Annotated in this window: 20 protein-coding genes and 2 pseudogenes; 12 read left to right on the top strand and 10 right to left on the bottom strand. The window is 71.1% G+C overall.

The features are described 5' to 3' along the window. Positions 1-5: 5 nt before the first annotated feature. Positions 6-467, bottom strand: coding sequence for a nuclear transport factor 2 family protein (locus ABZ851_RS01100; RefSeq protein ID WP_361120359.1), 462 nt, complete (start codon positions 465-467; stop codon positions 6-8). A gap of 286 nt (positions 468-753) precedes the next feature. Between ABZ851_RS01100 and ABZ851_RS01095 the strand changes: the two genes are divergently transcribed. Together ABZ851_RS01095 and ABZ851_RS01090 are read left to right on the top strand one after the other, a co-directional pair. Then, positions 754-1,296 (top strand): CGNR zinc finger domain-containing protein, encoded by a 543-nt coding sequence (locus ABZ851_RS01095; RefSeq protein ID WP_361121749.1) that lies wholly within the window; start codon positions 754-756, stop codon positions 1,294-1,296. Positions 1,297-1,476: 180 nt separating this feature from the next. Next, entirely contained in the window at positions 1,477-1,881 is a 405-nt protein-coding gene (locus tag ABZ851_RS01090; protein ID WP_336047733.1) for a hypothetical protein, read from the top strand. Positions 1,882-2,015: 134 nt separating this feature from the next. Here ABZ851_RS01090 and rocD read toward each other — a convergent pair whose 3' ends face one another. From rocD to ABZ851_RS01075, 3 genes are all read right to left on the bottom strand, one after another. Beyond that, positions 2,016-3,251 (bottom strand): ornithine--oxo-acid transaminase, encoded by a 1,236-nt coding sequence (gene rocD, locus ABZ851_RS01085; RefSeq protein WP_336047734.1) that lies wholly within the window; start codon positions 3,249-3,251, stop codon positions 2,016-2,018. Continuing rightward, a complete protein-coding gene (ddaH, locus tag ABZ851_RS01080) occupies positions 3,251-4,117 on the bottom strand; it encodes a dimethylargininase (RefSeq protein ID WP_361120355.1) in 867 nt (288 codons plus the stop codon). Before ddaH ends, rocD begins: the two co-directional genes overlap by 1 nt. 254 nt (positions 4,118-4,371) lie before the next feature. Beyond that, entirely contained in the window at positions 4,372-4,866 is a 495-nt protein-coding gene (locus ABZ851_RS01075) for an Lrp/AsnC family transcriptional regulator (protein WP_361120352.1), read from the bottom strand. A 363-nt stretch (positions 4,867-5,229) separates the two neighbouring features. Between ABZ851_RS01075 and ABZ851_RS01070 the strand changes: the two genes are divergently transcribed. The 4 genes from ABZ851_RS01070 to ABZ851_RS01055 all read left to right on the top strand — a co-directional run bounded on the left by ABZ851_RS01070 (position 5,230) and on the right by ABZ851_RS01055 (position 11,184). After that, positions 5,230-6,225 (top strand): hypothetical protein, encoded by a 996-nt coding sequence (locus ABZ851_RS01070; RefSeq protein WP_361120349.1) that lies wholly within the window; start codon positions 5,230-5,232, stop codon positions 6,223-6,225. Beyond that, on the top strand, positions 6,222-7,199 hold the full coding sequence (locus tag ABZ851_RS01065; protein ID WP_361120347.1) for an alpha-L-glutamate ligase: 978 nt from the start codon (positions 6,222-6,224) through the stop codon (positions 7,197-7,199). The genes ABZ851_RS01070 and ABZ851_RS01065 overlap by 4 nt, the downstream gene beginning before the upstream one ends. Before the next feature lie 155 nt (positions 7,200-7,354). Continuing rightward, positions 7,355-9,676, top strand: coding sequence for a terpene synthase family protein (locus ABZ851_RS01060; RefSeq protein WP_361120344.1), 2,322 nt, complete (start codon positions 7,355-7,357; stop codon positions 9,674-9,676). Between the two features lie 335 nt (positions 9,677-10,011). Then, positions 10,012-11,184 carry a hypothetical protein gene (locus ABZ851_RS01055; protein WP_361120341.1) on the top strand — a complete coding sequence of 391 codons (1,173 nt, stop codon included), beginning with the start codon at positions 10,012-10,014 and terminating at the stop codon, positions 11,182-11,184. 12 nt (positions 11,185-11,196) lie between these two features. On the opposite strand, the gene ABZ851_RS01050 is transcribed toward ABZ851_RS01055, so the two are convergent. Together ABZ851_RS01050 and ABZ851_RS01045 are read right to left on the bottom strand one after the other, a co-directional pair. After that, complete coding sequence (locus ABZ851_RS01050) at positions 11,197-12,042, bottom strand: NAD(P)H-binding protein (protein WP_361120338.1); 846 nt, start codon at positions 12,040-12,042, stop codon at positions 11,197-11,199. A gap of 10 nt (positions 12,043-12,052) precedes the next feature. Beyond that, entirely contained in the window at positions 12,053-12,496 is a 444-nt protein-coding gene (locus ABZ851_RS01045) for a nuclear transport factor 2 family protein (protein ID WP_361121747.1), read from the bottom strand. Positions 12,497-12,658: 162 nt separating this feature from the next. Here ABZ851_RS01045 and ABZ851_RS01040 point away from each other — a divergent pair, with 162 nt between their 5' ends. Continuing rightward, positions 12,659-13,354 (top strand): helix-turn-helix domain-containing protein, encoded by a 696-nt coding sequence (locus tag ABZ851_RS01040; protein WP_361120335.1) that lies wholly within the window; start codon positions 12,659-12,661, stop codon positions 13,352-13,354. A 57-nt stretch (positions 13,355-13,411) separates the two neighbouring features. On the opposite strand, the pseudogene ABZ851_RS01035 reads toward ABZ851_RS01040, so the two are convergent. Next, positions 13,412-14,520 (bottom strand): annotated as a pseudogene (locus tag ABZ851_RS01035) (FAD-dependent monooxygenase); the annotation flags it as partial. A gap of 54 nt (positions 14,521-14,574) precedes the next feature. Here ABZ851_RS01035 and ABZ851_RS01030 point away from each other — a divergent pair. After that, on the top strand, positions 14,575-15,066 hold the full coding sequence (locus ABZ851_RS01030; RefSeq protein WP_361120332.1) for a TetR/AcrR family transcriptional regulator C-terminal domain-containing protein: 492 nt from the start codon (positions 14,575-14,577) through the stop codon (positions 15,064-15,066). 40 nt (positions 15,067-15,106) lie between these two features. Here ABZ851_RS01030 and ABZ851_RS01025 read toward each other — a convergent pair. After that, positions 15,107-15,841 (bottom strand): annotated as a pseudogene (locus tag ABZ851_RS01025) (SLC13 family permease); the annotation flags it as partial. 108 nt (positions 15,842-15,949) lie between these two features. Beyond that, positions 15,950-16,522, bottom strand: a complete 573-nt coding sequence (locus tag ABZ851_RS01020) for a TetR/AcrR family transcriptional regulator (RefSeq protein ID WP_336047750.1) — start codon at positions 16,520-16,522, stop codon at positions 15,950-15,952. A gap of 127 nt (positions 16,523-16,649) precedes the next feature. On the opposite strand from ABZ851_RS01020, the gene ABZ851_RS01015 reads away from it, so the two are divergent. From ABZ851_RS01015 to ABZ851_RS01000, 4 genes are all read left to right on the top strand, one after another. Next, positions 16,650-17,552 (top strand): MBL fold metallo-hydrolase, encoded by a 903-nt coding sequence (locus ABZ851_RS01015; protein ID WP_361120329.1) that lies wholly within the window; start codon positions 16,650-16,652, stop codon positions 17,550-17,552. A 286-nt stretch (positions 17,553-17,838) separates the two neighbouring features. Continuing rightward, positions 17,839-17,973, top strand: a complete 135-nt coding sequence (locus tag ABZ851_RS01010; protein WP_361120326.1) for a hypothetical protein — start codon at positions 17,839-17,841, stop codon at positions 17,971-17,973. Between the two features lie 330 nt (positions 17,974-18,303). After that, positions 18,304-20,142, top strand: coding sequence for an ABC transporter ATP-binding protein (locus ABZ851_RS01005; RefSeq protein WP_361120323.1), 1,839 nt, complete (start codon positions 18,304-18,306; stop codon positions 20,140-20,142). Between the two features lie 259 nt (positions 20,143-20,401). Next, on the top strand, positions 20,402-22,057 hold the full coding sequence (locus tag ABZ851_RS01000; RefSeq protein WP_361120320.1) for an APC family permease: 1,656 nt from the start codon (positions 20,402-20,404) through the stop codon (positions 22,055-22,057). 412 nt (positions 22,058-22,469) lie between these two features. Here ABZ851_RS01000 and ABZ851_RS00995 read toward each other — a convergent pair whose 3' ends face one another. Then, entirely contained in the window at positions 22,470-23,441 is a 972-nt protein-coding gene (locus ABZ851_RS00995) for a helix-turn-helix domain-containing protein (protein WP_361120317.1), read from the bottom strand. Between the last annotated feature and the right edge of the window lie 1,291 nt (positions 23,442-24,732).

Below are 24,732 nucleotides of genomic sequence, written 5' to 3'. Positions count from 1 at the left end.
GCTGATCAGTGGAAGGGAAGAGGCCGTCCCCTCTCCTCCGCCGGGCGGGGCCCGAAGATGCGGCGTTCGTCGCCGGTGATCGCGACGTCGTGGATGCTGGCCTCCCGGCGGCGCATCAGGCCTGCCTCGTCGAACTCCCACAGCTCGTTGCCGTAGCTGCGCCACCACTGGCCGGCCGCGTCATGGGACTCGTACTGGAAGCGCACCGCGATGCGGTTGCCGCTGTAGGACCAGAGCTCCTTGCGCAGTGCGTAGTCCAGTTCGCGGGCCCACTTCTGGTGCAGGAACGCGATGATCTCGTCGCGGCCGGTGAGGAAGGTGTCCCGGTTCCGCCAGATGGAGTCCTCGGTGTACGCGAGGGCGACGCGCTCCGGATCGCGGGTGTTCCAGGCGTCCTCGGCCGCCTGGACCTTCTGCAGCGCGCTCGGTTCGTCGAACGGTGGGAAGGGCGGGCGTGGTGGTGTCATGGGGGGCTCCTTCTGCGGGCTGTGGGGGAGAACCCGGACGGGTTCTACGGATCACCCACGGTCCTCAGCTCCTCGGGTCGAGCCGCGGTCTAACTGGTGAAAATGATGTTAGGGGTTAGTGGTGTGCACGGGCAACCGCTTACGTACTCTTGAGTGGTTAGCCCGAGGGGGCGCCGACGTCAGGCGAAGGGCGTCGGAGGGCGGCCGCCGGAAGTAAGGACGCCGGACGAAGAGCGCCGGACGAAGCGCATCGGAAGACGGCTGTCAGAAGGAGGAGGCAGGGATGATGCCCGCACTCGACCCCCGTCCCCTGACCGGAGAGCCCGTCTCGCTGGATCTGCTGAACACCCGCTGGATGTCCGACGGCGTACGCCAGGATCTGCTCACCGGCCCCGAGGGGCTGCGCACCTGGCTCGTGAGCAACGGCCTCGACCGCCGCTTTCCCGCCGACGCCGCCGCGCTGGAGCATCTGCTGCTCGCCCGCGAGGCCCTTGCCGTCGCCGTCGACGACCCCGGCGGCGCGGCCGGCGTCGAGGGCGTCAACGCCGTACTCGGCCAGGGCCGGATCCGTGCCACCCTGACGCCCGAAGGCCCCGGCGAGGTGGCGGAGTTCGACGATCCGTCCTGGGGCGCGGCCTGGACCGCGGCCCGTGACTACCTGGATCTGCTGCGCACCGCCCCCGACCGGATCCGCGGCTGCGCGCACGGGGCGTGCATCCTGCACTTCTTCGACACCTCGCGGAACGGCACCCGCCGCTGGTGCTCGATGGCGGCCTGCGGCAACCGCGCGAAGGCCTCCCGCCACTATGCGAGGACCCGCGCGGGCTGACCGCCGACCGGCCCGGACCGCTCACGGTCACGGTGGGCAGCGTCTTCTCCCCCTTATGGCGCGTGAGTTCGAGGGGTCCGGCTAAGATCAACTGCGCGACCGCGGTCCCTGCCACGCCCCATTCGTGGCGGGGCCGTTGTGTCTTCTGCCGGTACATCGAGGAGAGGATTCCCCCCACACATGACCCGTTCGAAGATGCTCCGTGCGCTGACCGTCGCCGGAACGATCGCGCTGAGCGCCGTTGCCACCACCCCGGCCGCGCACGCCGCCGCATCCTCCTGCACCCACGACTGGTCGGGGCCGCAGATCTGCATCAAGACCGATGGCAGGGACGGGACGCCCAACCCCGGCACTGTCACCGCCTCCTGGACCAACCCGCCCAAGAGCCGGAATTCCGCGACCGTCTACCTCACCACCACGGACGGCGGGAACAGCTACTCCTTCAAGGCGAAGCGGTCCGGTGGCGAGATCGTCGGCCGCACCGTCCCGGGGCTGCAGCCGAGCGGCAGCACGCTCTGCGTCCGTTTCGCGGGCAGCTCGCACAAGGCCTGCCTGGAGATGATCAACCGCAACGGCTCCTTCTAGGGGACGACGGCTCCCTCCGGTTCCAGGAGACGGCGGCTCCCTCTGGAGGGCACGGCTCCTTCCGAGGGCACCATGCGGACACGACGCGGCCGCAGCTCACCCGAGCTGCGGCCGCGTCGGCCTTCCGGCGACGGTCAGCCCAGCGCCCGCTCCAGGCTTCCCAGCGCCGCGTCCAGTTCCTCACCGGTGATGGTCAGCGGCGGGGCCAGCCGGATCGTCGAGCCATGGGTGTCCTTGACCAGGACGCCTTCCTTGAGCAGGCGTTCGCTGATCTCCCGGCCGGTGCCGAGCGCGGGGTCGATGTCGACCCCGGCCCACAGGCCGCGGGCGCGGAAGCCGGTCACGCCCTTGCCGGTCAGCGCGGCCAGACCGCTGCGCAGCCGTTCGCCCAGTTCGGCGGCGCGCCGCTGGAACTCTCCGGTGGCAAGCAGCTCGACGACGGCCGAACCGACCGCCGCCGACAGGGGATTGCCGCCGAAGGTCGAACCGTGCTGGCCGGGGCCCAGCACACCGAGCACGTCGCGGCGGGCGACGACCGCGGAGACCGGGACGATGCCGCCGCCGAGCGCCTTGCCGAGCAGCAGCACGTCCGGCACCACGGACTCGTGCTCGACGGCCAGCGTGGTGCCCGTGCGGCCCAGCCCGGACTGGATCTCGTCGGCGATGAACAGGCACCCGGCCCGCCGGGTCAGGTCGCGTACGCCGGTGAGATAGCCGTCGTCGGGGATCACGACGCCCGCCTCGCCCTGGATGGGCTCGATCAGCACGGCGGCCGTCGTCTCGTCCACGGCCGCTTCGAGCGCGGCGAGATCGTTGTACGGGACGGTGCGGAAGCCGGGGGCGAAGGGCCCGAAGCCGACGCGGGCCGTGTCGTCGTCGGAGAAGCCGACGATGGTGGTCGTCCGGCCGTGGAAGTTGCCGCCGGCCACCACGATCGTCGCCCGGTCCGCCGGGACGCCCTTGACGTCGTACGCCCACTTGCGCGCGACCTTGATGCCGCTCTCCACCGCCTCGGCGCCGGTGTTCATCGGCAGGACCATGTCCTGCCCGGTCAGCTCGGCGAGACCTTCGGCGAAACCGGCGAGCCGGTCGTTGTGGAACGCGCGGGAGGTGAGGGTGAGTTGGTCGAGCTGGCGGTGCGCGGCCTCGATCAGGGCCGGGTGGCGGTGGCCGAAGTTGAGCGCCGAGTAGCCGGCCAGCATGTCGAGGTAGCGGCGCCCCTCGACGTCCTCGACCCAGACCCCTTCGGCGCGCGCGACCACCACGGGCAGCGGGTGGTAATTGTGCGCGAGGACCGGGCCCTCGGCCTGGATCAGCTCCGCGGACGAACGGGGAGCGTGCACGCGGGCGGTACGGGTGGGAGCGGTCATCAGCGAATCTCCTGTGTGCAGCACTTGATGCCGCCGCCGGCCTTGTGGAACTCCGAGAGGTCGACGGGGACGGGGACATAACCGTGCGCGCTGAGCTGGTCGATCAGGCCGGTCGCCTGCGGGGCGACGAAGACATGGCGGCCGTCGGAGACGGAGTTGAGGCCGAAGGCCAGGGCATCGTCCCGGGTGGCGAGCACCGCATCGGGGAAGAGCCGGCGCAGCACTTCCCGGCTGCCGGTCGAGAACGCCCCGGGGTAGTAGGCGACATGCGCCTCACCCGTCCCGGCCGTCTCCTCCAGGACGAACAGCGCGGTGTCCAGGTGGTAGAAGTACGGGTCCACCAGTTGCAGGCCGATGGTCGGTACGCCGAAGAACTCCTGGACCTCGCGATGCGCGGCCGGCGTGGTGCGAAAGCCCGTACCCGCCAGGATGTAGCGTCCGGCCGGAATGAGGTCGCCCTCGCCCTCGCACGGCGCCTCGGGCCGGTAGACGTCGTACCCGGCCGCCTTGAACCAGGTCTCGTACTCCACGGACTCCGGCCGCCGCTGCGGCGCATGGAAGGACGAGCCGAAGACCCGGCCGCCCACGACGAGCGCGGAATTCGCCGCGAACACCATGTCGGGCAGCGTGGCCACCGGGGGCACGGTCTCCACCGTGTGCCCGTGGTCGCGGTAGGCGCTCATCAGCGCCTCCCACTGGCGCCCCGCGAGGGCGGTGTCCACCGGGATGTCCGCACTCATCCACGGATTGATCGCGTAACGCACATCGAAGTGTCTGGGCTCGCAGACCAGATAGCGCCGGGGGCGCGACACACGACTCTTCGGCACGGAACGTTCCCTTCGCTTCTTACGGGGCTTGCGGGGCAATGCCGGCAATGCGAGGCACTGCGGGGCGACCGGACGTCACCGAGGGTCACCCGGAGTACTTCCACGGTAAGGAGCGACGGATTCGGGTCACAAGAAATAAATGCTGCTCATCAGCGCAGGAATCCTGCGTGGTCATGGACGAGGTAGCCGGATTCTTGCGCACGGTCGCCTGGCGCGCGTACCTGCTCCGCATGCGTCCGGCCCCGCGCCGCGGCCCCGTGCCGGCTCCGTGCCGCCCCCCGGCCGGCCCCATGTCAGGGCGCGGAGCCGCCCGGGGGCTGGCTGGCGCCCGCCTCCGGGCTGTCCGGCAGGAGGTGGGACAGCACCATGTAACTGATCGTCTTGCGGATGAACGGCTCGGCCCTGATCCGTTCGAGCACCCCCTCGAAGTGCTCGACATCCTTGGCCCGTACGTGCAGCAGCGCATCGGCGCCACCGGTCACGGTCATCGCCGCGGCGATCTCCGGATGGTTGCGCACGACCTCGGCAAGCCGCCGGGGCGGTGCCGCGCCGTCGCAGTACACCTCGACATACGCCTCGGTCAGCCAGCCCAGGGCGGCCGGCCGGACGGTAGCGGTGAACCCCGTGATCACGTTGTTCTCCCGCATCCGGTCCACCCGCCGCTTCACCGCGGTGGACGACAGCCCGATCGCCGCACCGATCTCCGCAAAGCTCGCCCGCCCGTTGTCGATCAGCGCCGCAACGATCTTGCGGTCGAGGTCGTCGAAGGGCGCGGCTTTGTTGGTCACTGGGGCTCCCGAATCGTGCTGGTGCGTTCAGTCCGCGCTGGTCCGAACCGGTCCGCGCCGGTCCTCTCCGTCGTGGTGGCCTCACGGTAGCGGGGGGCGGGGAGGTGGGAGGGTGGACAGGCGGGCGAGGGGGAGCGGACAGGCGGGTGAGATGAGAGGGAGCGGGCGTACGGGGCCGAGCGGGCCAGGAGGGGGCCGTACGAGCCGGGTTGGCGTACGAAGTGGTGCCGCCTCGTCGGAATGCGGGCCGGAGCCGGGTGCGTGGGTCCGCGGTCCTTGCCGGAATCCGCATGGGATCCTGGTACGTCATGGTTCTGCCGGACGGACGGTGGACGGACGTGCGGCGATGATGAGGGTGCCCCGATGAGACTCTGCTTCCTGGTGGAGGAGCAGTACCGCCACGACGGCATGCCGTTGGACGTCATCCGCCAACTCGGCTCCTGGGGACACCAGGTGGATGTGGTGTGGCCCGGCCGCTCGCTCATCCGCATATCCGAGGCGATCGAGGCCGGCAGCCATGACGCCTGGGTCCTCAAGACCGTCTCCGGCGGTCCGGGGCTGACGCTGCTGGAAGCCGCCGCTTCCGTCGGGCTGACGACGGTGAACGATGTCCGGGCGATCCGCGGCGTACGGGACAAGGCGCTGGCCGCGGTGATCGCTCGCCGCAGCGGGCTGCCCGTCCCGGTGACGTACGCGGCGGCCCGTCCGGAGGAGTTCGCGGAGGTCCCCGAGGCGGAGTTCCCCCTCGTGGTGAAGCCCGCTGACGGCAGTTCCGGGCGTGCCGTGCGGCTGGTGGCGACGCCGGACCGGCTGCTGGATCCCGTGGATGCGGCCGGTGCCGGGGAGCCGGGCGCGGCGGACGGGGGGCTGCTCATCGCCCAGCCCTATGTGGCCAACTCCGGTACGGATCTGAAGGTGTACAGCGTCGCGGGCGAGCTGTACGCGACCGAGCGGTGCTCTCCGCTGCATCCCGCGCATGCCGTACGCGAACGTCAGGTGCCGCTCACCCCCGACATCGCCCGGATCACCGCCGAGATCGGCGCGGTGTTCGGCCTCGATCTGTACGGGGTCGACATTCTGCTCGGGCCGGACGGCCCGGTGGTCGTGGACATCAACGACTTCCCGAGCTTCCGTCAGGTGCCGGACGCGGTCGCCCGGGTGTCCGCCGCGATCCTGGACCTCGCCCGTGACGGGACGGCGGGGCAGGGGGCCGGGCCGGCGACGCCGGGACCTGCCGAGGTGAAGCCGGGCGCCGTGGCGAGGCCGGGTGCGGCCGCGGCACCCGTGACGCCCCCGTTCACCGCTCCGCCCGTGCCCCGCCCCAGCCGGCCCGCGGCCTCGATCGGTGGTGGCCGGTGAGGATCGGGCTGGTCACCGCGGATCCCGGACATCCGCTGCTGGCCGCGGTCACCGAGCTGCTGACCCCGAAGCATCAGGTCGTATGGCTGGATCCGGGCGGCGAGGGACAGGGCCCGGATCCGGGCCTCGCCGCCTCGGCCGCTCTGTCATCGCTCGCCGATGTCTATCTCCTCAAGGCGCGTACGCCCCGGGCGCTGGCGCTGGCCGCCCTCCTGGAGGAGCACGGTGCGCCGGTGCTCAACTCCGCGGCGGCGACCGTGCGATGCCAGGACCGGGTCGAATTGGCGGCGGTGGCTCGCGCGGCCGGGCTGCCGTTCGCCGGTACCGCCGCCGTGGCCACGGTCGGGGAGCTGGCCGCGGCCGGCGAACCGGACGGGCCCCTGGTGATCAAGAGCCGGTTCAGCCGGCGCCATGACCTCGTGGCCCGTGCCGACGGCGCCGTACGACTGCGGGAGCTGGCGGCCGACTGGCCCGATGAGCCGGTGGTGGTCCAGGAGTTCACCGCGAACAGCGGCTGGGACCACAAGCTGTGGGTGGTCGACGGCCAGCTCTTCGCCGGATTGCGTCGGTCGGAGCTGTCCCCGGACGGCCGTGGGCCGACGCTGCCGCTGCCGGTCGGCGAGCTGCCCCGGAGCTGGACCGATGCCGCGCTCCGGGTCGGCGAGGTCTTCGGTCTGGACGTCTACGGGGTGGACGTTCTCGACGCCGGCGGCGGCGCGCCCCTCATCGTGGACATCAATGCCTTCCCCGGCATTCGCGGCCAGGCCGGCGCCCCGGAGGCGCTGGCACGGCTCGCCCTGCGCACGGCCGCAAGGGGCCGGCGCCTGGACGCCGAGGAACGAGGCGCCGGCGAACGAGGCGCCGGCGAACAAGGCGCCAACGAATGCGGCATCCGCGGGAGCGGTACCGGCGGAAGTGACGCCGGCGAAAGCGGCGCCGGTGAAAGGAAAGTGGCAGAAGTCGGCAAGAAGTAACCCCCGTTCGGAGGGTGCCGAACCGAAGTGAACCGGTGGCGGAAGCTCATCCTCCGTAAGGCCTAACGCGTTGACCCCTGGGGTAGCGCTGCTCCGTCCGGAGGGCGTGGTGCCCCGCGCCTTCCTTCCGTACGTATGGGGAGAGGCCGGCAACGGTGACACAGCCATTCGAACTGCCTGACTTCTATACGCCCTATCCCGCGCGGCTGAACCCGCATCTGGAGACGGCGCGTACGCACTCCAAGAAGTGGGCCCGCGACATGGGGATGCTGGAGGGCTCGCACATCTGGGAGGAGAAGGATCTCGACGCCCACGACTATGCCCTGCTGTGTTCCTACACCCACCCCGACTGCGACGCGGACGCGCTCTCGCTGGTGACCGACTGGTACGTCTGGGTCTTCTTCTTCGACGACCACTTCCTGGAGGAGTTCAAGCGGACGCTCGACCGGGAGGGCGGCAAGAAGTACCTCGACCGGCTGCCCGCCTTCATGCCGATGGAGCTGACCGCGGCCGTTCCCGAGCCGGCCAACCCCGTCGAGGCGGGGCTCGCCGATCTGTGGGCGCGCACGGTGCCGCACATGTCCATGGCCTGGCGGAAGCGGTTCGCCGAGAGCACCGAGCATCTGCTCAATGAGTCGCTGTGGGAACTGTCCAACATCAACATTCACCGGGTGCCCAACCCCGTCGAATACATCGAGATGCGCCGCAAGGTCGGTGGCGCGCCCTGGTCAGCGGGCCTGGTGGAGTATGCGACCGGCGCCGAGGTGCCCGCGGCCGTCGCCGGCTCCCGTCCGCTGCGGGTGCTGCGCGACTCCTTCTCCGACGGGGTGCATCTGCGCAACGACCTCTTCTCCTACCAGCGGGAGACGGAGGAGGAGGGCGAGCTGAGCAATGGCGTCCTGGTGCTGGAGACCTTCTTGAACTGCACCACCCAGGAGGCCGCGGACGCCGTCAACGACCTGATCACCTCGCGGCTGCAGCAGTTCGAGAACACCGTGGCCACCGAACTCCCCGCGCTCTTCCTGGAAGAGGGCCTGGACCCCCGGTCCTGTGCGGATGTGCTGGCGTACGCCAAGGGGCTCCAGGACTGGCAGTCGGGCGGCCACGAATGGCATATGCGCTCCAGCCGCTATATGAACGGCGGCGGCTCCGCGGCCGCCACCTCGCGCCCCTGGTCGCCTTTCTCCCCGGCCGGATTCGGCACCTCGGCGGCGGACCTGAGGACGGCGCTGACCACGGCCGGTGCGCGGCCGGTCAGGGCAGGTACGCCGCTGACCACGGCCGGTGCGCGGCCGGCCAAGGCCGGCAGGCAGCCGACCACGCCCGGTGCGCGCCGGCTCCGCAGCTCCACCCATGTCCCGTACCAGAAGGTCGGCCCCTCGCGCGTCCCCGACCTCTACATGCCCTTCACCACCACCCTCAGCCCGCATCTGGAGGGCGCCCGCCGCCGCGTCGTCGCATGGGCGTACCGGATGGGTATCCTCGGCCCGCAGCCCGGGGTGCCGCTGTCCGACATCTGGGACGAGCCCGCCATGGTCCGCTACGACCTGGCGCTGTGCGCGGCCGGCCTTCACCCGGACGCCACTTTGGAACAACTGGACCTGGACGCCGCCTGGCTGGCCTGGGGCACCTACGCCGACGACTACTACCCCCAGGTCTTCGGCCGGACCCGCGACATCGCCTCGGCCAAGGTGTGCACCGAGCGGCTGTCGGCCTTGATGCCGCTCGACCCGTCGGCCGCCGTGCCCCAGCCGGTCAACGCGATGGAACGCGGGCTGGCCGACCTGTGGACACGTACGGCGGGGCCGATGGCCCCCGAGGCGCGCCGGATGCTCCGTGCAGCCGTCGACGCGATGACGGCCGGCTGGCTCTGGGAGCTCGACAACCAGCTCCACCACCGCATCCCCGACCCCGTCGACTACATCGAGATGCGCCGTGCGACCTTCGGCTGTGACCTCACCATGAGCCTGAGCCGCATCGGCCACGACCGGCGGATCCCGCCGGAGATCTACCGCACCCGCACCCTGTGCTCCCTGCAGAACGCCGCGGCCGACTACGCCTGTCTGCTGAACGATGTCTTCTCCTACCAGAAGGAGATCGAGTACGAGGGTGAGATCCACAACGGCATCCTGGTCGTCCAGAACTTCTTCGACTGCGACTACCCGACCGCGCTGCACATCATCAACGACCTCATGACCTCGCGTATGCGCGAGTTCCAGCATGTCGCGGCCCATGAACTCCCGGTCGTCTGCGACGACTTCGACCTCTCGCCCGATGCCCGCAAGGCCCTCGACGGCTACGTCCACGAGCTGGAGAACTGGCTGGCCGGCATCCTCACCTGGCACCGGGGCTGCCTGCGCTACACCGAGGCCGAGCTGCGTCATCCCATGGGATCGCCGGGGCGGCTGGCGGCGCCGACCGGGCTGGGGACGTCGGCGGCCCGGCTCTTCAGGGCGTCGGTCGCGGGGGTGGGGTAGGCGGACCGGGCGGTCTGGGTGGGCCGGGCGGTCTGGGCCGGAGCCGGCTGGGCCGGGCGGACCGGTCCGCCCGGAGTTCGGCCACAGCACGTACGCCGGCCCGCGGACGCCGGCCACGGACACCGGTCCACGGGCAGCGTCCGTGGCCGTCCCTCGAACAGCGGCCCCGGGGACCCGCAATGCCTGCCGCGGGCTCCTGCTGGCTGGTGAATATCCCGTCCGAGGTGAATATCCCGATATGTCATCGGGAACCCCACATGGCGAAATCCCGCACGGGTGTGACCGAGGGCCGGACCGCTGCCCATGGCTGACGAGGAGTTCCGACTGTGCGACGCATGATCGCTTTGCTGGGCGCTGTGGCCTTCACGGGGGCGTCCGCCGCGTTCGGCCCCACCGACGCCGAGGCCGTCTCCGGCGTCATCACGTACCACATCCGGCAGGGCAACCGGATGTACCGGATCGAGGACCCCGGCGACGACCACTGCTACGGCGTCGGCGAAGGCTACGGCGAGGTGGACAACGACACCCCCACCGACCTGATCCTCTACAAGGGTCGCGACTGCACCGGATCCGTGGTGACCAGGGTGCGCGCCGGATCGTGGGTCAACGCACGGTTCGGGAGCCTGCGGCTGAGCGCGGACGGCCCGCGCTACCCGCAGGAGCCGGAGGACCGGGACACCATGGCGCGCACGGACGGCCCGGGTGACTCGGACGGCCAGGCGCGTTCGGATGACCCAGGACGTTCGGATGATCCGGGACGTTCGGATGATCCGGGACGTGCGGATGATCCGGGACGTTCGGATGATCCGGGACGTGCGGATGACTCGGGACGTGCGGATGAAGTGGGGCGTTCGGATGACCCGGGCGACACGGACGGCCCGGCGTCTTCGGGCGGTCCGGAGGACTCGGACCGCCCCGGTAACTCGGACGGGCCGGGGAACTCGGACGGTCCAGGTGACTCGGACGGACCCGGTAACTCCGACGACCCCGGTAACTCCGACGGCCCTGGCAACTCCGACGGCCCCGGTAACTCCGACAGCGCGGATCAGCCTGCCGACACGGAGCGTCCCGTGGATCCGGTGAATGCCGCGCATCCGATGAGCGCCAAGCACCGGGTGAACCCCGGGCACCCGGTGAGCGACAAGCGTCGGGTGAACGCGGAGCACCCGGCGAGTGCTGAGCATCGGGTGAGCGCTGGGCACCGGGTGAACGCCGGCCACTCGGTGAGTGCCGGGCATCGAGTGAGCCCTCCGCACCGGCTGAACCCTGCACACCGGGTGAACACCGCACACCGGTCGCGCCCGGGGAATCCGGGAAGCCCCGTGCGTCCGGGAAGCCCCGTACGTCCGGAGAGCTCCGTGCGTCAGGGGAGCCCCCTCAACCCGGGAAGCCCCGGGTACCCCGGCTTCGTCCACCCCGGCCTCACCTACCCCGGCTTCGTCCAGTCCGGTCTCGTCCACCCCGGTCTCGTCCACCCCGGCCTCGTCTCCCCGGGGTTCGCCGGCTGACGTGCGCCCCGCTCAGTCGCGCCGCCACGCTGCCGCGAACTCCTGGAAGCTGCGTGGCGGGCGGCCGGTGAGGCGTTCGACGGTGTCCGTGACGCGGTCTTCGGAGCCGTCGGCAATGGCGCGGTCCAGGCCGGCCAGCAGGGCGGCGAAGGCGGCGGGCATGCCGGCGGCCAGGCGGTCGTGCAACTGGTCGTAGGTGAGCGGGTGATGGCGCACCGGACTGCTGGTGAGGGCGGTGAGGATGACGGCGATGTCGTCGTAGCTCAGGGTCTGCGGTCCGGTGAGCACCAGGTCGGCGCCCGGGACTGCCGGTTCGGCGGTGAGGGCGTGGACGGCGACGGCGGCGATGTCGTCCGCGTCGATGAAGCCGATGCGGCCCTTCCCGGTCGCGGTCATGATGACGCCGCTGGTGCGGATGCTCTGTGCGTGCGGGTGGCTGCCGGTGAAGTTCTGCATGAACCAGGAGGGGCGCAGCACCGTCCATGCGTCGAAGAGCCCCGGGAGCGCGGCATGCACCTGGCCCACCCCCGGGCCGCCGGCGGGGATGGCGGAGGAGCTGAGGAGTACGACGCGGCGGATGCCTGCCGAACGGGCCCGTTCGAGAAACGGGATCATCACGGCGGCCGGTTCCGGGGCCGCGGTGGGCGGGACGAGGTAGAGCCCGGCCGCTCCCCGTAGGGCGGCATCGTGGGTGGCGGGGTCGTACCAGTCGAAGGGTACGGCCTGGGCGCGCGGAAGCTCGGGAGCGCGGCGCCCGGCGGCCCTGACGGGGTGTCCGAGCGCGGTGAGCCGGCGCACGAGGCGGCTGCCGGTGGTGCCGGAGGCGCCGGTGACCAGGATGGTGTCTCGGTGGGTCATCGTCACTCCGTCAGGACGTGGGGGCGAGCGGAGACTTCGCCTCGCGCAGGGAGGCCGGGACGGCCAGGGGGTTCCAGTAGTCGCGGTAGTGGGTGATACGGCCGTCCGCGACCGTCACCACGGCGATGTACGCCATCTCGTACGGTGCGCCGGACGCCACGAGCCGGCCGATGGCACGCATTTCGACGACGAGGGTGCCGGGGGCATCGGTCCGGTGGATCTCCAGGTGGGGGAACGCGTGGAGGTCGAGGTGATCGGGGTAGTCCCGCATGTACGCGGCGATCGCCGCCCTGCCCTCCAGCCGCTTCGGATAGCCGTCCGGGGCGAAGGGGAACTCGAAGACCGCATGGTCGTCGAAGAGGGCCACCCAGCCGTCGATGTCCTTGTCGAGAAGCAGCTGCAGCCCGTGGCGGTAGAGGTCTGCCGGTGGCGTCGCCTGAGCTGTGGGGGTCATGGGGCGGCCGGCTTCGCCGTCTTCGAGGGGGTTGCCGTGTGTGCTGTCGTTCATGGGACGCCTCGCCTCTAGACTGGGGCACAATGCGGACCGATGGTCCGCTTAATCGTCGCCGAGACTATACGGACCGACGGTCCGTTTCGTAAAGGGGCTCTCCCACCCATGGCTGAACGCAAGGCGCGCGCGGATGCGCTCCGTAACCGCGAGGCCGTTCTGTCGGCCGCCGATGAGCTCTTCGCCCGCAGCGCGAGCCCCCGCAGCGTGTCGATGGACGACATCGCGGCAGCGGCCGGTGTCGGCAAGGGGACCCTCTTCCGCCGCTTCGGTGACCGCACGGGTCTGATCCGGGCGGTGTTCGAGGCACGGATCGAGCCCGTGCGGCAGGCCGTGGCGGAGGGGCCGGCGCCGCTCGGGCCGTCGGCGCCGCCGCACGCGCGGGTGCCGGCGCTGCTCGACGCCCTCCTGTGCTTCAAGCTCGACCACCGCCATCTCTCCCTCGCCCTGGAGGAGGCCGGCAGCGGCAGCCCGTATCAGGGGGCGTCCTACGCGTGGTGGCACGGAATCCTGCGGGAGACGCTGGAACGGCCGGTCGTTACGGAGAGCGATGCGCCGGACGGTGCGGAGATCCATACGACGACCTATACGACGACCGATACGGCGGACGGTGCGGAGGCTGGTGCCCCGGCCGGTGCCCCGGCTCGGGCGGCAGCTCCGGACGCCGACTTCACCGCGCATGTCCTGTTGGCCGCGACCCGCGCCGATCTGGTCGAGCACCTTGCCGGCCAGGAGCAGATGACCCGCGACCGGCTGAGGGCCCAACTGGCCGCTTTTGTGACCAGGGTGCTGGGTGAGAGGTGAGGGGCGAGGGGCGAGGAGTAGGGGCGTGCGGCCCGAAGCCGCCGCGCCCCTCGTCGCTCAGTCCCCCGCGGGGCGGCCGGCCCAGCTGGTCAGTGCGCGGACGCGTTCGGTGCGGCGGGTCCGTACGTCCGTGCCGCGGGTGGCCCAGGTGATATGGCCGTCGGGGCGGACCAGGATCTCGCGCACCCCGTCCAGGTCGGTGCGGGATTCGTGCTCGGTGACGCTGAGTGCGGTCACCCGCTTCCCCCAAGCGGTCGCGACGGACTGCCGTATCTCCGGGTCCCCCGCGAGGTCGAGAAGGACGAACCGGCCGTGCGGGAGGAGTTCGCAGAGGCGTAGGGCCTCCGTGCCGGTCGCCGTCAGCGCGATATCGGGCATCCGCCGTCCCGCCGGCGGGTCGGCGTCCGTGCCGGCGGGGGGATAGGCGGTGTCGAGCGCGGAAATCCGTCCGGCCAGGCGGCGGTTGACCTCCTCGATGCCCAGGAGTTCGGTCAGCAGCCCGCGCAGTGCGACGGCCGGCCGCTGGTACGGCGGGAGCAGCGTCAGCTCCGCCAGCAGCGTCTGGACCTCGGTGTTCTCCGTGACCGCCTGCCCGACCGGGTGCCGCTCGGCGTGGTAGCTGTCGAGCAGGCCGGGCGGGGCCCAGCCGTTGATCTCGGCGGCGAGCTTCCAGCCCAGGTTCATCGCGTCCTGGAGCCCGGTGTTGAGACCCTGGCCGGCCGCCGGGAAGTGGATATGGGCGGCATCACCGGCCAGCAGGACGCGCCCGGCACGGTAAGAGGCCGCGAGACGGGTGGCGTTGCCGAACCGCGACAGCCAGCGGGGCCGCGCCACCCCGCAGTCGGTTCCGCAGATCCGTCGCAGGGAGGCCCGGAACTCGGCGAGGGTCAGTGGTGCGGCGGACGGGGTCCGCATCCGCTGGGGATCCAGGAGGACGATCCGGGTGCGCCGCCTCCCTCCTGCCCGCCCCCGGGGCCGGGCCCGGCCGGGGGTCCCGGCTCCAGCGGTACGGCCAGCACGCCATGGGCCCGCGCGCGGTCGAGGGCTGCCGGGTCGACGGTCGCGAAGTCCCCCAGCGCTCCGCTCAGCGTCTCGCCGGTGCCGGGAAACCCGATCCCGGCGGCCCGCCGCACCACGCTCCGCCCGCCGTCGCACCCGACCACATACGGGCCGGTGCGCTGTACCGCTACTTCGCGACCAAGCACGAGCTGCTGACCGCCATGGCCGAAGCGCTGCTGGCCGACTGCCTCGAACGGCCGCTCCCGTCGGCGGACTGGAGCGAGTGCCTGGCCGAACTGGCCCACCGGATGCGCGCGGCGCTCCTCGGCCGCCGGGACGGGGCCCGCGTCTACGCCGGTACGCACTCCACCGGCCGCCACACCCTCGGCTTCGCTGACACCCTCATCGGTGTACTGCGGGAGGCGGACTTCGCCCCCGACGACGCCGCCCGCGCCGCCCTCGCGGTCGTCCACTTCACCCTCGGCCACACCCTGGAGGAGCAGGCCGCCCTCCAGATCGCAGGCGACGGCCCGGCGGACCCCGACCGGCTCCGCGCCGCGGTGACACCGGCGCAGTACCCCCATCTCGCCCCCGCCCTGCCGGTGCTCACCAGCACGGACTTCGCCGCGCACTTCACCTTCGGCCTGCGCCTGCTCCTGGAAGGACTACGGGCCACCGGGCCGGGGCCCATGCCGCCACCCACCGGTAGCTGACCGCCGGCAGGGGGTATCGGTGCCGGACGCAGCCGCTGGTTCAGCCCCCGATGAGCTGGAGGGAGCCCCACAGCGCCACCGTGGCCAGGCCCAGGGCGGCGGGCACGGTGAGCAGGCCGAGGCGGGTGAATTCCTTGAGGGTGACGTCGTGTTCGTGGTGGTGGACGATGCGCCGCCACAGCAGGGTGGCGAGCGATCCGGCGTAGGTGAGGTTGGGGCCGATGTTGACGCCGAGGAGCACGGCGAGGACGGCACCCCGGCGGCCCGGACGACGGCGGCCGGGGTGGTGTCGCGCCGGGCGAGCGCACGGACCGCCATGACGAGGGCGCCGGCCGCCGCGGCCCAGGCCGGGTTGACGCCCAGCGCGGAGGTCAGCGCGAAGCCGGCGAGCGTGCAGGCCACCGTCACCAGGGCGAACAGCGGCAGCCCGGGGGCTCGGCGTTGTCCGGGCCGGGTGCAGGGCGCGCAGGTCAGCGGCGAAGAAGCGGCGGAAGACCAGGTACTCGACGCCGATCGCGACCACCCACGGCAGTGCCATCAGCGCGCCGAACCGGGTGAAGCTCAGCCCGCTCGCCGTGAAGGCCAGCAGGTTCGTCAGATGGGAGACGGGCAGCAGCAGCGATGCGGTGTTCGACAGATGGGTGCAGGCGTATACATGGGGTCCGGGACGGGCGCCCATGTGCGCGGCGGTGGCGAACACGACGGGGGTCAGCAGGACGGCGGTGGCGTCCAGGCTCAGTACGGCCGTGATGGCCGACGCGAGGGCGAAGACCGCGCCCCACGTGCGGGCGAAGGCCTCACCCGGGGCTCATGGGCCGTGCCCTGCGGTGCGCCCCGGAGGCGTCCCGGGCCTCGCCCGGCGCGCGGGCACGACGAAACAGGGTCAAGGCCGTGGCATCAGCCCGGAGAGGGTGGCCTCCACGAGGCCGCGCGCATACGCCGCGTCGGTCGGGCCCGGCCGGAAGACCAGCCGGTACATCATGGGAGCGACGATGTGGTCCATCACGAGTTCGGTGTCCGGGGCCGGCTCGCCGCGCTCGGCGGCGCGGGCGAGGATGACCTCCACCTGCTCGGCGGCGTAGGCCGAGCACTGGCCCGCATGACTGCCGTCCGGATCGCCGGCGAGCGCGTCGCGGAGGTAGGCCCGCCCCGGGGGCGAGGCCATCTCCTCCAGGAACTGTTCGGCCCATGCCTCCAGGTCCGTGCGCAGCGCTCCGTGATCGGCGGGCGGCGCCTCCGGACGCAGGCGCTCGACGGCCACGTCGGACAGCAGCTCCTGGAGGTCTCCCCACCGGCGGTAGATCGTCGACGGCGTGACCCCGGCGCGAGCGGCGACGAGGGGAACCGTCAGCGCCGCACGGCCCTCTTCGGCTTCGAGGGCGCGCACGGCTGCGTGCACCGATTCCTGGACGCGGGCACTGCGTCCCCCGGGGCGGGTCATCGGCCTGGGGCTCATGGCTCCACCTTAAGGGCTCGGAGCCGCGCGGGTCCACATAAAAGCAATCTGTTTGCGTTAGCGCCCCGACCGCGGTAGCGTGGCCTTAATGCAAAGGAATTGCCTTTGGTTCGGGAGAGGATACCTCATGCCTGCCGTCAGTGACGCGGTCCCCGCCTGGACGGTGGGCGAGATCACCGTCCGCCGCATCGACGAGACCGCGCTCCCCGCACCGACCGGCCGGTGGCTGCTGCCCGACGCCACCCCGGACGTGGTGGCCCAAGCGCCGTGGCTGCAGCCGGATTTCACCGACCACGACGGCACCCTCCGCCTGGCCACGCACAGTTTCGCGATAGAGGTGCAGGGGCTGCGCCTGCTCGTCGACACCGGAATCGGCAACGGCAAAGCCCGGACCAACCCCGCCTGGGATCAGCTGGACAGCGATTACCTCCCGCGCCTGACGGCGGCCGGCTTCGCCCCGGATACGGTGGACCTGGTCCTCCTCACCCATCTGCACACCGATCACGTCGGCTGGAACACCCGTGCCGACAAGGGGGATTGGGTCCCCACCTTCCCCCACGCCCGCTACCTGACGGCACGTACGGAGTGGGACCACTGGGCGGGCCAGGAGCTGGACGACGCGCGCCGCCAGATGTTCCGGGACTCCGTCCACCCCGTCCGCGATGCCGGACTGCTCGACCTGGTCGAGGTGCCCGGTGAAGGTGCCACGGTCGCTCCCGGCGTCCGCCTCCTGCCCACCCCCGGACACACGCCCGGCCAGTTCGCCGTGGAGCTGCACAGCGCCGGACAGACGGCCCTGATCACCGGCGACTGCATCCACCACCCCGTCCAGCTGCCGCGCCCCGACATCTGCAGCTGCGCGGACGTCGACCCCGCGCAGGCCGCCAGGACCCGCCGCGGCCTCCTCGCCTCGCTCGCCGGTACCGAGACCCTGCTCCTGGGCAGCCACTTCCCGCCGCCCACGGCAGGCCGCGTCATCGCCGAGGGCGACGCCTACCGGCTCTCACCCGTCACCCCGGACCGCCTCTGACCCCTTCGTCGCCGCTGCCCCGCCACTGCTCGTCGCTGCCCCGCCACCGCCCACCGCCGCCCGCTACTGCCCCGCCCGTGTCGTCGTCTGCGCGCCGCTTCCCGCCCCGACGCATGGCATCCGGAGAGTGATCCCTCGCCACCCTCAGCCACGTTTAATAAGAAAATCGGCTTATGTCTGAATTTTCACGCATTTCGCCTTGTTGGAGACAGTTGTGCGTCGTAGCTTGGGAGTTGTCGGAGCCGGAAACGGTCCGACAACGAGAAAACCCAACGAGGAGGCGAGTATGAGCTTCCGCAAGGTCTTCCCCAGAAGGCGTCGCCGCGACCATGACGACTGGCACGACCACGACCACGACCGCCGCAGGCGCCGCAGGCGGTTCCGTCGAGGCCGCGGGCGTTTCTACGGCTACGGCTACTGACGCACACCTCTGAGTTCGAGGCAGGCTCGCGTAAGGCGCGGGTTTGCCTCGTCATTTTAGGGGGCGGTGCCTAGTGGTTCCGCTCAACTACCCCACCAGCGACGAGATGACGTAGCGATCATGAACCTGCGTAGCTCACGCCGGCGCGGAGAGCGCCCCGCAGCATCGCCCCGACGAGGCGCGGAATCAGGGCCCGTTGAGGAGAATTCGGCACTGCCGCACGATGCCGGCGACCACTCCACCCAATCCACCCCATCCACCTCCTCCACCAAGACCAGCGAACCCGTCAGCGGTGCGCGGGCCCGGTCGCACCCGGACCCGGACCCCGCCATGGACCGGGTGTTCCGCGCGCTCGTCGCGGACACCTCCATCCGCACCAGACGGGTGGGCTTCAAGGAAGCGGTACGGCGCTTCTGGCCGCTGACCCGGGGCGACCGGCGCTGGATCGCCCTGGTCATCCTGAGTGCCATCGTCGCCGCGCTCGCGGAGACCGTGGCCATCCTGCTCTTCGCCCAACTCACCGACAATGCCCTGCAGAAGGGCTCGGTCAGCGCCTTCTGGCAACCTGCCGGGCTGTGGCTCGGCGTCGCCGTCGCCGGCGCGATCGTCGGGTACCTCGGCGGCTCACTCGCCGCCTGGACGGCGGAACGCTTCGTGATGCGGCTACGCGCCCGCGTCTTCACCCATCTCCAGACGCTGCCGCCGCACTTCTTCCAGCGCAACCGCCGCGGCGACCTGGTCGAGCGGCTGACCGGCGACGTCGACGCCATCGAACAACTCGTGGTCTCCGGCCTCGTCCAGGTGGCCACCGCCGGATTCGGCATCATCTTCTACGCCGGAGCCGCGCTCTTGCTGCGCTGGGACCTGGCGCTCGCCACCTTCGCCCTGGCCCCGGTGTTCTGGCTCGCCACCACCCGCTTCACCGGCCGGGTCAAGGAGGTGTCCCGCCGGGAACGGGCGGCGGACGGTGCCATCACCTCGGTGGTCGAGGAAGGGCTGGTCAACGTCGTCCTCACCCAGGCCTACAACCGGCAGCGGGACGAACAGGAACGGCTCCGCCGCGAGGCGCGCAGCTGGCTGCGGGCCTCGGTGACCAGCGCCCGGCTCAACGCGCTGTACGGGCAGCTGGTCGAGGTCCTGGAAACGCTCTGTGTCCTGGCGATCATCGGCCTGGGCGCGTGGGAGATCTCCGCGGGACGGATGTCGCTGGGGCAGCTCCTGGCCTTCGCCGCATTCGTCGGCTACCTCTACCCGCCGATCCGCGACCTCGGCCAGCTGGGTCTGACGGTCACCGAAGCGACCGCCGGCGCCGAGCGCCTGCTGGAAATCCTCGACGCCCCACCCTCCGTCACCGATCCCGACCCCGCGGTCGTCGTGCCGGCACCGGCGCGCGCCGTCGGCGCGGTGGAGGTGTGCCGGGTCGGCTTTCGCTACCCCGGCGGCAAGGAGGACGTACTCCGCGACTTCTCCTTCACCGCGGTGCCCGGCGAACTGGTGGTGATCACGGGCCCCAGCGGCGCGGGCAAGTCGACCCTGGCCGCCCTGCTGCTGAGGTTCTACGACCCGGACACCGGCAGCGTCCGGCTGGACGGCATCCCCGTGAACCGGCTGCCGCTCGACCGGCTCCGCCAGAACATCACCCTGCTGCCCCAGGACACCCTCGTCCTGCACGACACGGTGGAGGAGAACATCGCCTGCGGACGCGACGACGTGACGCACAGCGACGTCGTCGACGCCGCCCGTGCCGCCGACGCCGACGGGTTCATCTCCGCCCTCCCCGACGGCTACGACACCGTCATCGCCCCCGGCACCTCCCGGCTCTCCGGCGGCCAGCTGCAGCGCGTCGCGATCGCCCGCGCCATGCTGCGCAACGCCCCCGTGCTCATCCTCGACGAGCCCACCACCGGCCTGGACGCCCTGGCCACCCAGCGCATCCTCGGCCCGCTGCGGCGCCTCGCCGAAGGCCGCACCACCCTCGTGATCACCCACGACCTGGACCTCGCCACGGACGCCGACCGCATCCTGGTCCTGGACGAGGGACGCCTGGTGGAGTCGGGGCAGCACACCCAGCTACTCGCCGACCACGGCCTGTACGCCACCCTCTTCCACGCCCACCCACCACCCCGCAACGGCTCCTCACACCCGGTCGCCCGCCCGGGCAGCCACTAGCCACTAGCCACCGGCCGCAGGCGGCAACCGGCGCCCGGGCACCGCCGGAAGCGCCACGGCCGGGCCCACGCCCGTCGACACGCCCACCGCCACCCACGCACCCCACCCACGCGCACCCCGGCCACGCACCCCACCCACGCGCACCCCGGCCACGCACCCACCCGTCAACTCACTCTCGGTACCCACCCCGACACGCAACGCGCATACCCGCCTGCTCCGCCTCCCGGGACCAAGATGGTCCCGTGAACCAGGAGCGCGCGTGACCAGGCCATCCGCAGCGGGGAGTGACAGCGCCACCGGAACCCGCCACCTCCACCGGGCGGTCGGGTTCTGGGGGCTGATGTTCATCTCCCTGGGATCGATCATCGGCTCCGGCTGGCTGCTCGGCGCCCTGACCACCGCCGTCATCGCCGGACCGGCATCGCTGATCTCCTGGGTGCTCGCATCCACGATGCTCGCCGTGCTCGCGCTGGCCCACGCGGAACTGGGCGCCACCTACCCGATCGCGGGCGGCACCGCCCGGTTCCCCTTCTTCGCCTTCGGCCCCCTGGTCGGCTTCACCGCGGGCTGGATGTCCTGGCTGCGCTCGGTCCTGATCTCACCGATCGAGGTCGAGGCCACGCTCTCGTACCTGGACCGCATCGGCTGGGTCCACGACCGGATCGACGTCCTGCACCCCAACGGCACCCTCACCGCGGCCGGCCTGCTGATCGCCAGCGTCTTCATGCTGATCTTCACGCTGATCAACGTCCTCGGCGTACGCCTGCTGTCCGGGATCAACTCGGTCACCGCAGTGGTGAAGACGGCCGTACCGCTGCTGACCGTAGTGGTCTTGATGACCCTGTCCTTCCACGGCTCGAACTTCACCGCGGGCGGCGGCTTCGCCCCGCACGGCGCACACGGGGTCTTCGCCGCCCTGCCCGCCGGTGTGGTGTTCGCGCTGCTGGGCTTCGAGCAGGCCATCCAGCTGGCGGGTGAGGCGCGCGACCCGCAGCGCGATGTCTCCCGCGCGGTGATCGTGGCCATGGCGGTCGGTACCGCGCTCTACCTCCTGCTGCAGATCGCCTTCATCGCCGCCCTGAACCCCGACGCCCTGACCCAGGGCTGGGACAGCCCCGTCGGCAAGGGCAACTTCGGCCCCTACGCCACGCTCGCCACCGTCGTCGGGGCCGGCTGGCTGGCGACCATCCTCTACGTCGACGCCGTCATCTCCCCGGCGGGCACCGGCCTGGTCTACATGGCCGGCGCCGCGCGGCTCTCCTACGCCATGGGACGCGAGCGGGTCCTGCCCCGGTCCCTCACCCAGGTCGGCCGCAGCCGGGTGCCCGTCGTCTCGATCCTCCTCGCCTTCGTGGTCGGCGAGATCGCGTTCCTGCCGTTCCCCAGCTGGCAGGCGCTGGTGAGCGTGGTCACTTCGGCGGCGGCGATCATGTACGCCTTCGCCCCGGTGGCGCTGTACGCCCTCCGCGTACAGGACGGCGGCCGGAACCGCCCCTACCGGCTCCCCGCCGGCCCCGTACTGGCCCCCGCCGGCTTCGTCTTCGCCAACCTGATCTTCTACTGGTCCGGCTACGAGGCGGACTGGAAGCTCGGTATCGCGGCCTTGCTCGGCTTCATCGTCCTGGCGCTCACCCGCCGCGGCATCCCCGCCGCCGAACGCAGCGGACTGCGCGCGCGATCGGCCGCCTGGGTGTGGCCCTGGCTCGGCGGCATGATCCTCATCGGTCACTTCGGCCGCTACGGCGGCACCCGCGCGCTCCCCGACTGGTGGGACCTGGTCATCGTGATCGTCTTCAGCCTCGCCATCTTCTACACCGCCGTGCGCATGGCCATGCCCCCCGAGGCGGTGGACGCCGCCGTCCAGCACGAGGAAGCGGGCGAATCGGTACCACCGTCCGCCCCTTCGTCGAGCTGATCTCCTCCTGCCGAGGAGCGCCCCGCGCGGCGACCGGCCGGCCGGACTCCGGCGCCGTCCGCGCCTGGCCCGGCCAGTGACGTGCGGCAGGCGACCGAGTCGGACTCCGTCGCCTACCGCACCCACCCAACGAACCTGTGGGTGACACAGGAAGTCACCAACAGGTTCTCCCCCGTTCGGTGGCTCAGTTCTTGCAAGGCGGGTCGCCTCGCGCAGTTCCCCGTCGCGCAGTTCCCCGTCGTGCGTTCCCCGTCGTGCGGTTCGCCTCGCACGGGTCGCCCCCGCGGAAGGCCCCCCGGCCCGTTGGCCGGAGAGACCGAACCAGCGCCCTCCATGATGTCGGTGCGCGGCTGCTGAGTCGCTGGCTCAGAGTGCACAACCGAGTTGGCAATGCGTTCACTCGTGCGCGAGTTCACTCGAGGCCGTGGAGGGCCTGATGCCGGTGCTCCTTGGGCGTGGTGCCGTAGGCGGCGCGGTAGGCACGGCTGAAGTCGGTGGCGCGGGGGAACCCCCAGCGGGCGGCGATGGCGTGGAGGGGGAGGGCGCGGAGCGCCGGGTCGGTCAGGTCGCGGCGGGCCGCCTCCAGGCGCAGGCGGCGGATCCAGGCGGCGACGGTGGCGTCCTCCTCCCGGAAGAGGCGGTGCAGGTAGCTGCTGGAGATGTGGTGCGCGGCGGCGATGGTGGCCGGCGTGAGATGCGGGTCGTGCAGGTGCTCCCGGATGAACGCCTGGATGCGCAAGGTGAGGGCCTGCCGGCGGGTCTCCGGGGGGAGACAGTCGCCCGCTTCGAGCAGGTGGGCGAAGAGCGCGGCGACCAGATCGTTGAGGACCGTGCCCAGCCGGGGCCCGTCGGAGGGCTGGTACGCGCTCGTGTCCGCGGTCAGCTGGGTGAGAAACCGTGCCAGGAGGGCGCCTATACCGTCCCGGGCCGACACCGGCGCCCCGACGAGCCGTGGGGCCATGTCACGAGGCAGCGGCAGCAGGGCCTTGGGAGCCTCCAGCGCAAGGATCGTGACCGGGCCCCCCGTGCTGCGGATGTCGTTCGGCAGTGAGGTGGAGGTGACGAACAGGTCGTGCGGCTTGTACTCGGTCTCCCGGTGCCTCCACTCGCCTGTCCCGGTCCCCTGTACGACGAGGGAAAGATGGTAGGCCTCCGGGTCGGACTGCCGGATCAACTTCGGTGTGCGCCGGAAGAACAGGGGCTGGTAGGTGGCAGACCACACGGTGACACCACCGAGGTCCAGCACGCGTTGGGAAGCACGGAAGTCGTCGGTGTGGTCGCTGCGCAGCTCCATGGGGGCGTGGGTGCGGCCCAGCAGCTCGACCCAGTAGTCGAACCGGTCCGCCGCAGGCAGCGCATCGGTCCGGAACACCCTCTCGTCCAACAACAGTCTTTCCCCGTTTCTGAACCCGCGGTCAAGGGCTCCGTCGAGTGGTACACGGGTGTGCCAGAGGCCCCGGTTCCATGCCACGACGCCGGGAGTACGGACGCCCACGGCCGCGTGCGGGCCGACGCACCACGGGCCCGCCCGGCCCTCTGGCCAAGAGCCTCCGACAGCATCGGAGCCGGACCGCCCGAGACGAGAACCGACACGGACAGCGAAGCCGGAGAACCGCGAAGGGCCCCACCGCAAGCGGTGGGGCCCTTCGACGTTGTGCCCGGTGAGGCACTGGCGGAGGATACGAGATTCGAACTCGTGAGGGGTTGCCCCCAACACGCTTTCCAACTGTGCGCGTGGCCGTACGGGGTCGGTCGTGGGCGTTCACGCGACAGCTCAGACGGGGTGCGCGTACGAAGGTGAACGGGGGCGTTCGTCAGCGCACTGGACAAAGACCAGGACAACGAGCGGTACCGAGTCCAATGGGGAACCGCTATGCCGCACAGGGGCCTTGACCTACACGCTACGAGTTGTCCGATCTTGGTCCGGGGTGTCCATGGGTGTCCGCGTTCGGGGACCCGTCATCGCTCGCTGCGGCGGCCGCTCCGCGCGGCAGGGCGAAGCCAAAGCGGTCCCTGCCCGCTCCCAGGAGGCGGGCTGTGTGCGGCATCGAGTTGTTGGCCGATGCCTGCCTCTCGTTGAAACCCCTATGTCAAGGGAAGCTGCCAAGCCGGGGAACCCCCACCAAGAGGGAAAACCCGCCAGCGAGCCCTTAAGGGAAGTGCTTTTGCGGTTTTAGAACCCCTCCAGAGAGGGATTCAAAGTGGTTGTCGAGCCTGAATACCTCCCTGGAGGGATTTCGCGAGTCGATGCGGGGGTTATATCTACAGCACGTGCTGGATCGACTTTGGAAACGGGTCAAGATCAGCAGTCTCGGAACGTTCCAGGGGGTGGCCCCCCCAGGACTCCGAACAGTGAGAGCCCCGTCCGCATGGACGGGGCTACTTGCATGTCATCCCTGTTCACGGCATCGCGGTTCGTCGGCAAACTGCTTCCAGAGATGGAAGGCGAGTGCCTTTCGCCAGTTGAAGTGCCAACGCAGAAACGTATCTTCTCGCTTGCGTGACAGGCTGTTAAATCCCGTCTTCCGGACGGGAGTTTGAGTGGGCGATGACCTTCCCGGTAGGATTTGCCGCTAAGTCGATAGGGGCGCCCTAGCCAGGCCCCTGCGCGTTATCGGCGGAGCACGTATGACCCGTTTCCACTATGCGGCGGGCTTCGGTCAGTAACCGGAGCT

It is taken from the genome of Streptomyces sp. NPDC047049 (assembly GCF_040643995.1).
GTDB classification, from domain to species: Bacteria; Actinomycetota; Actinomycetes; order Streptomycetales; family Streptomycetaceae; genus Streptomyces; species Streptomyces mooreae.
This window is presented reverse-complemented; position numbering and strand designations above follow the sequence as displayed.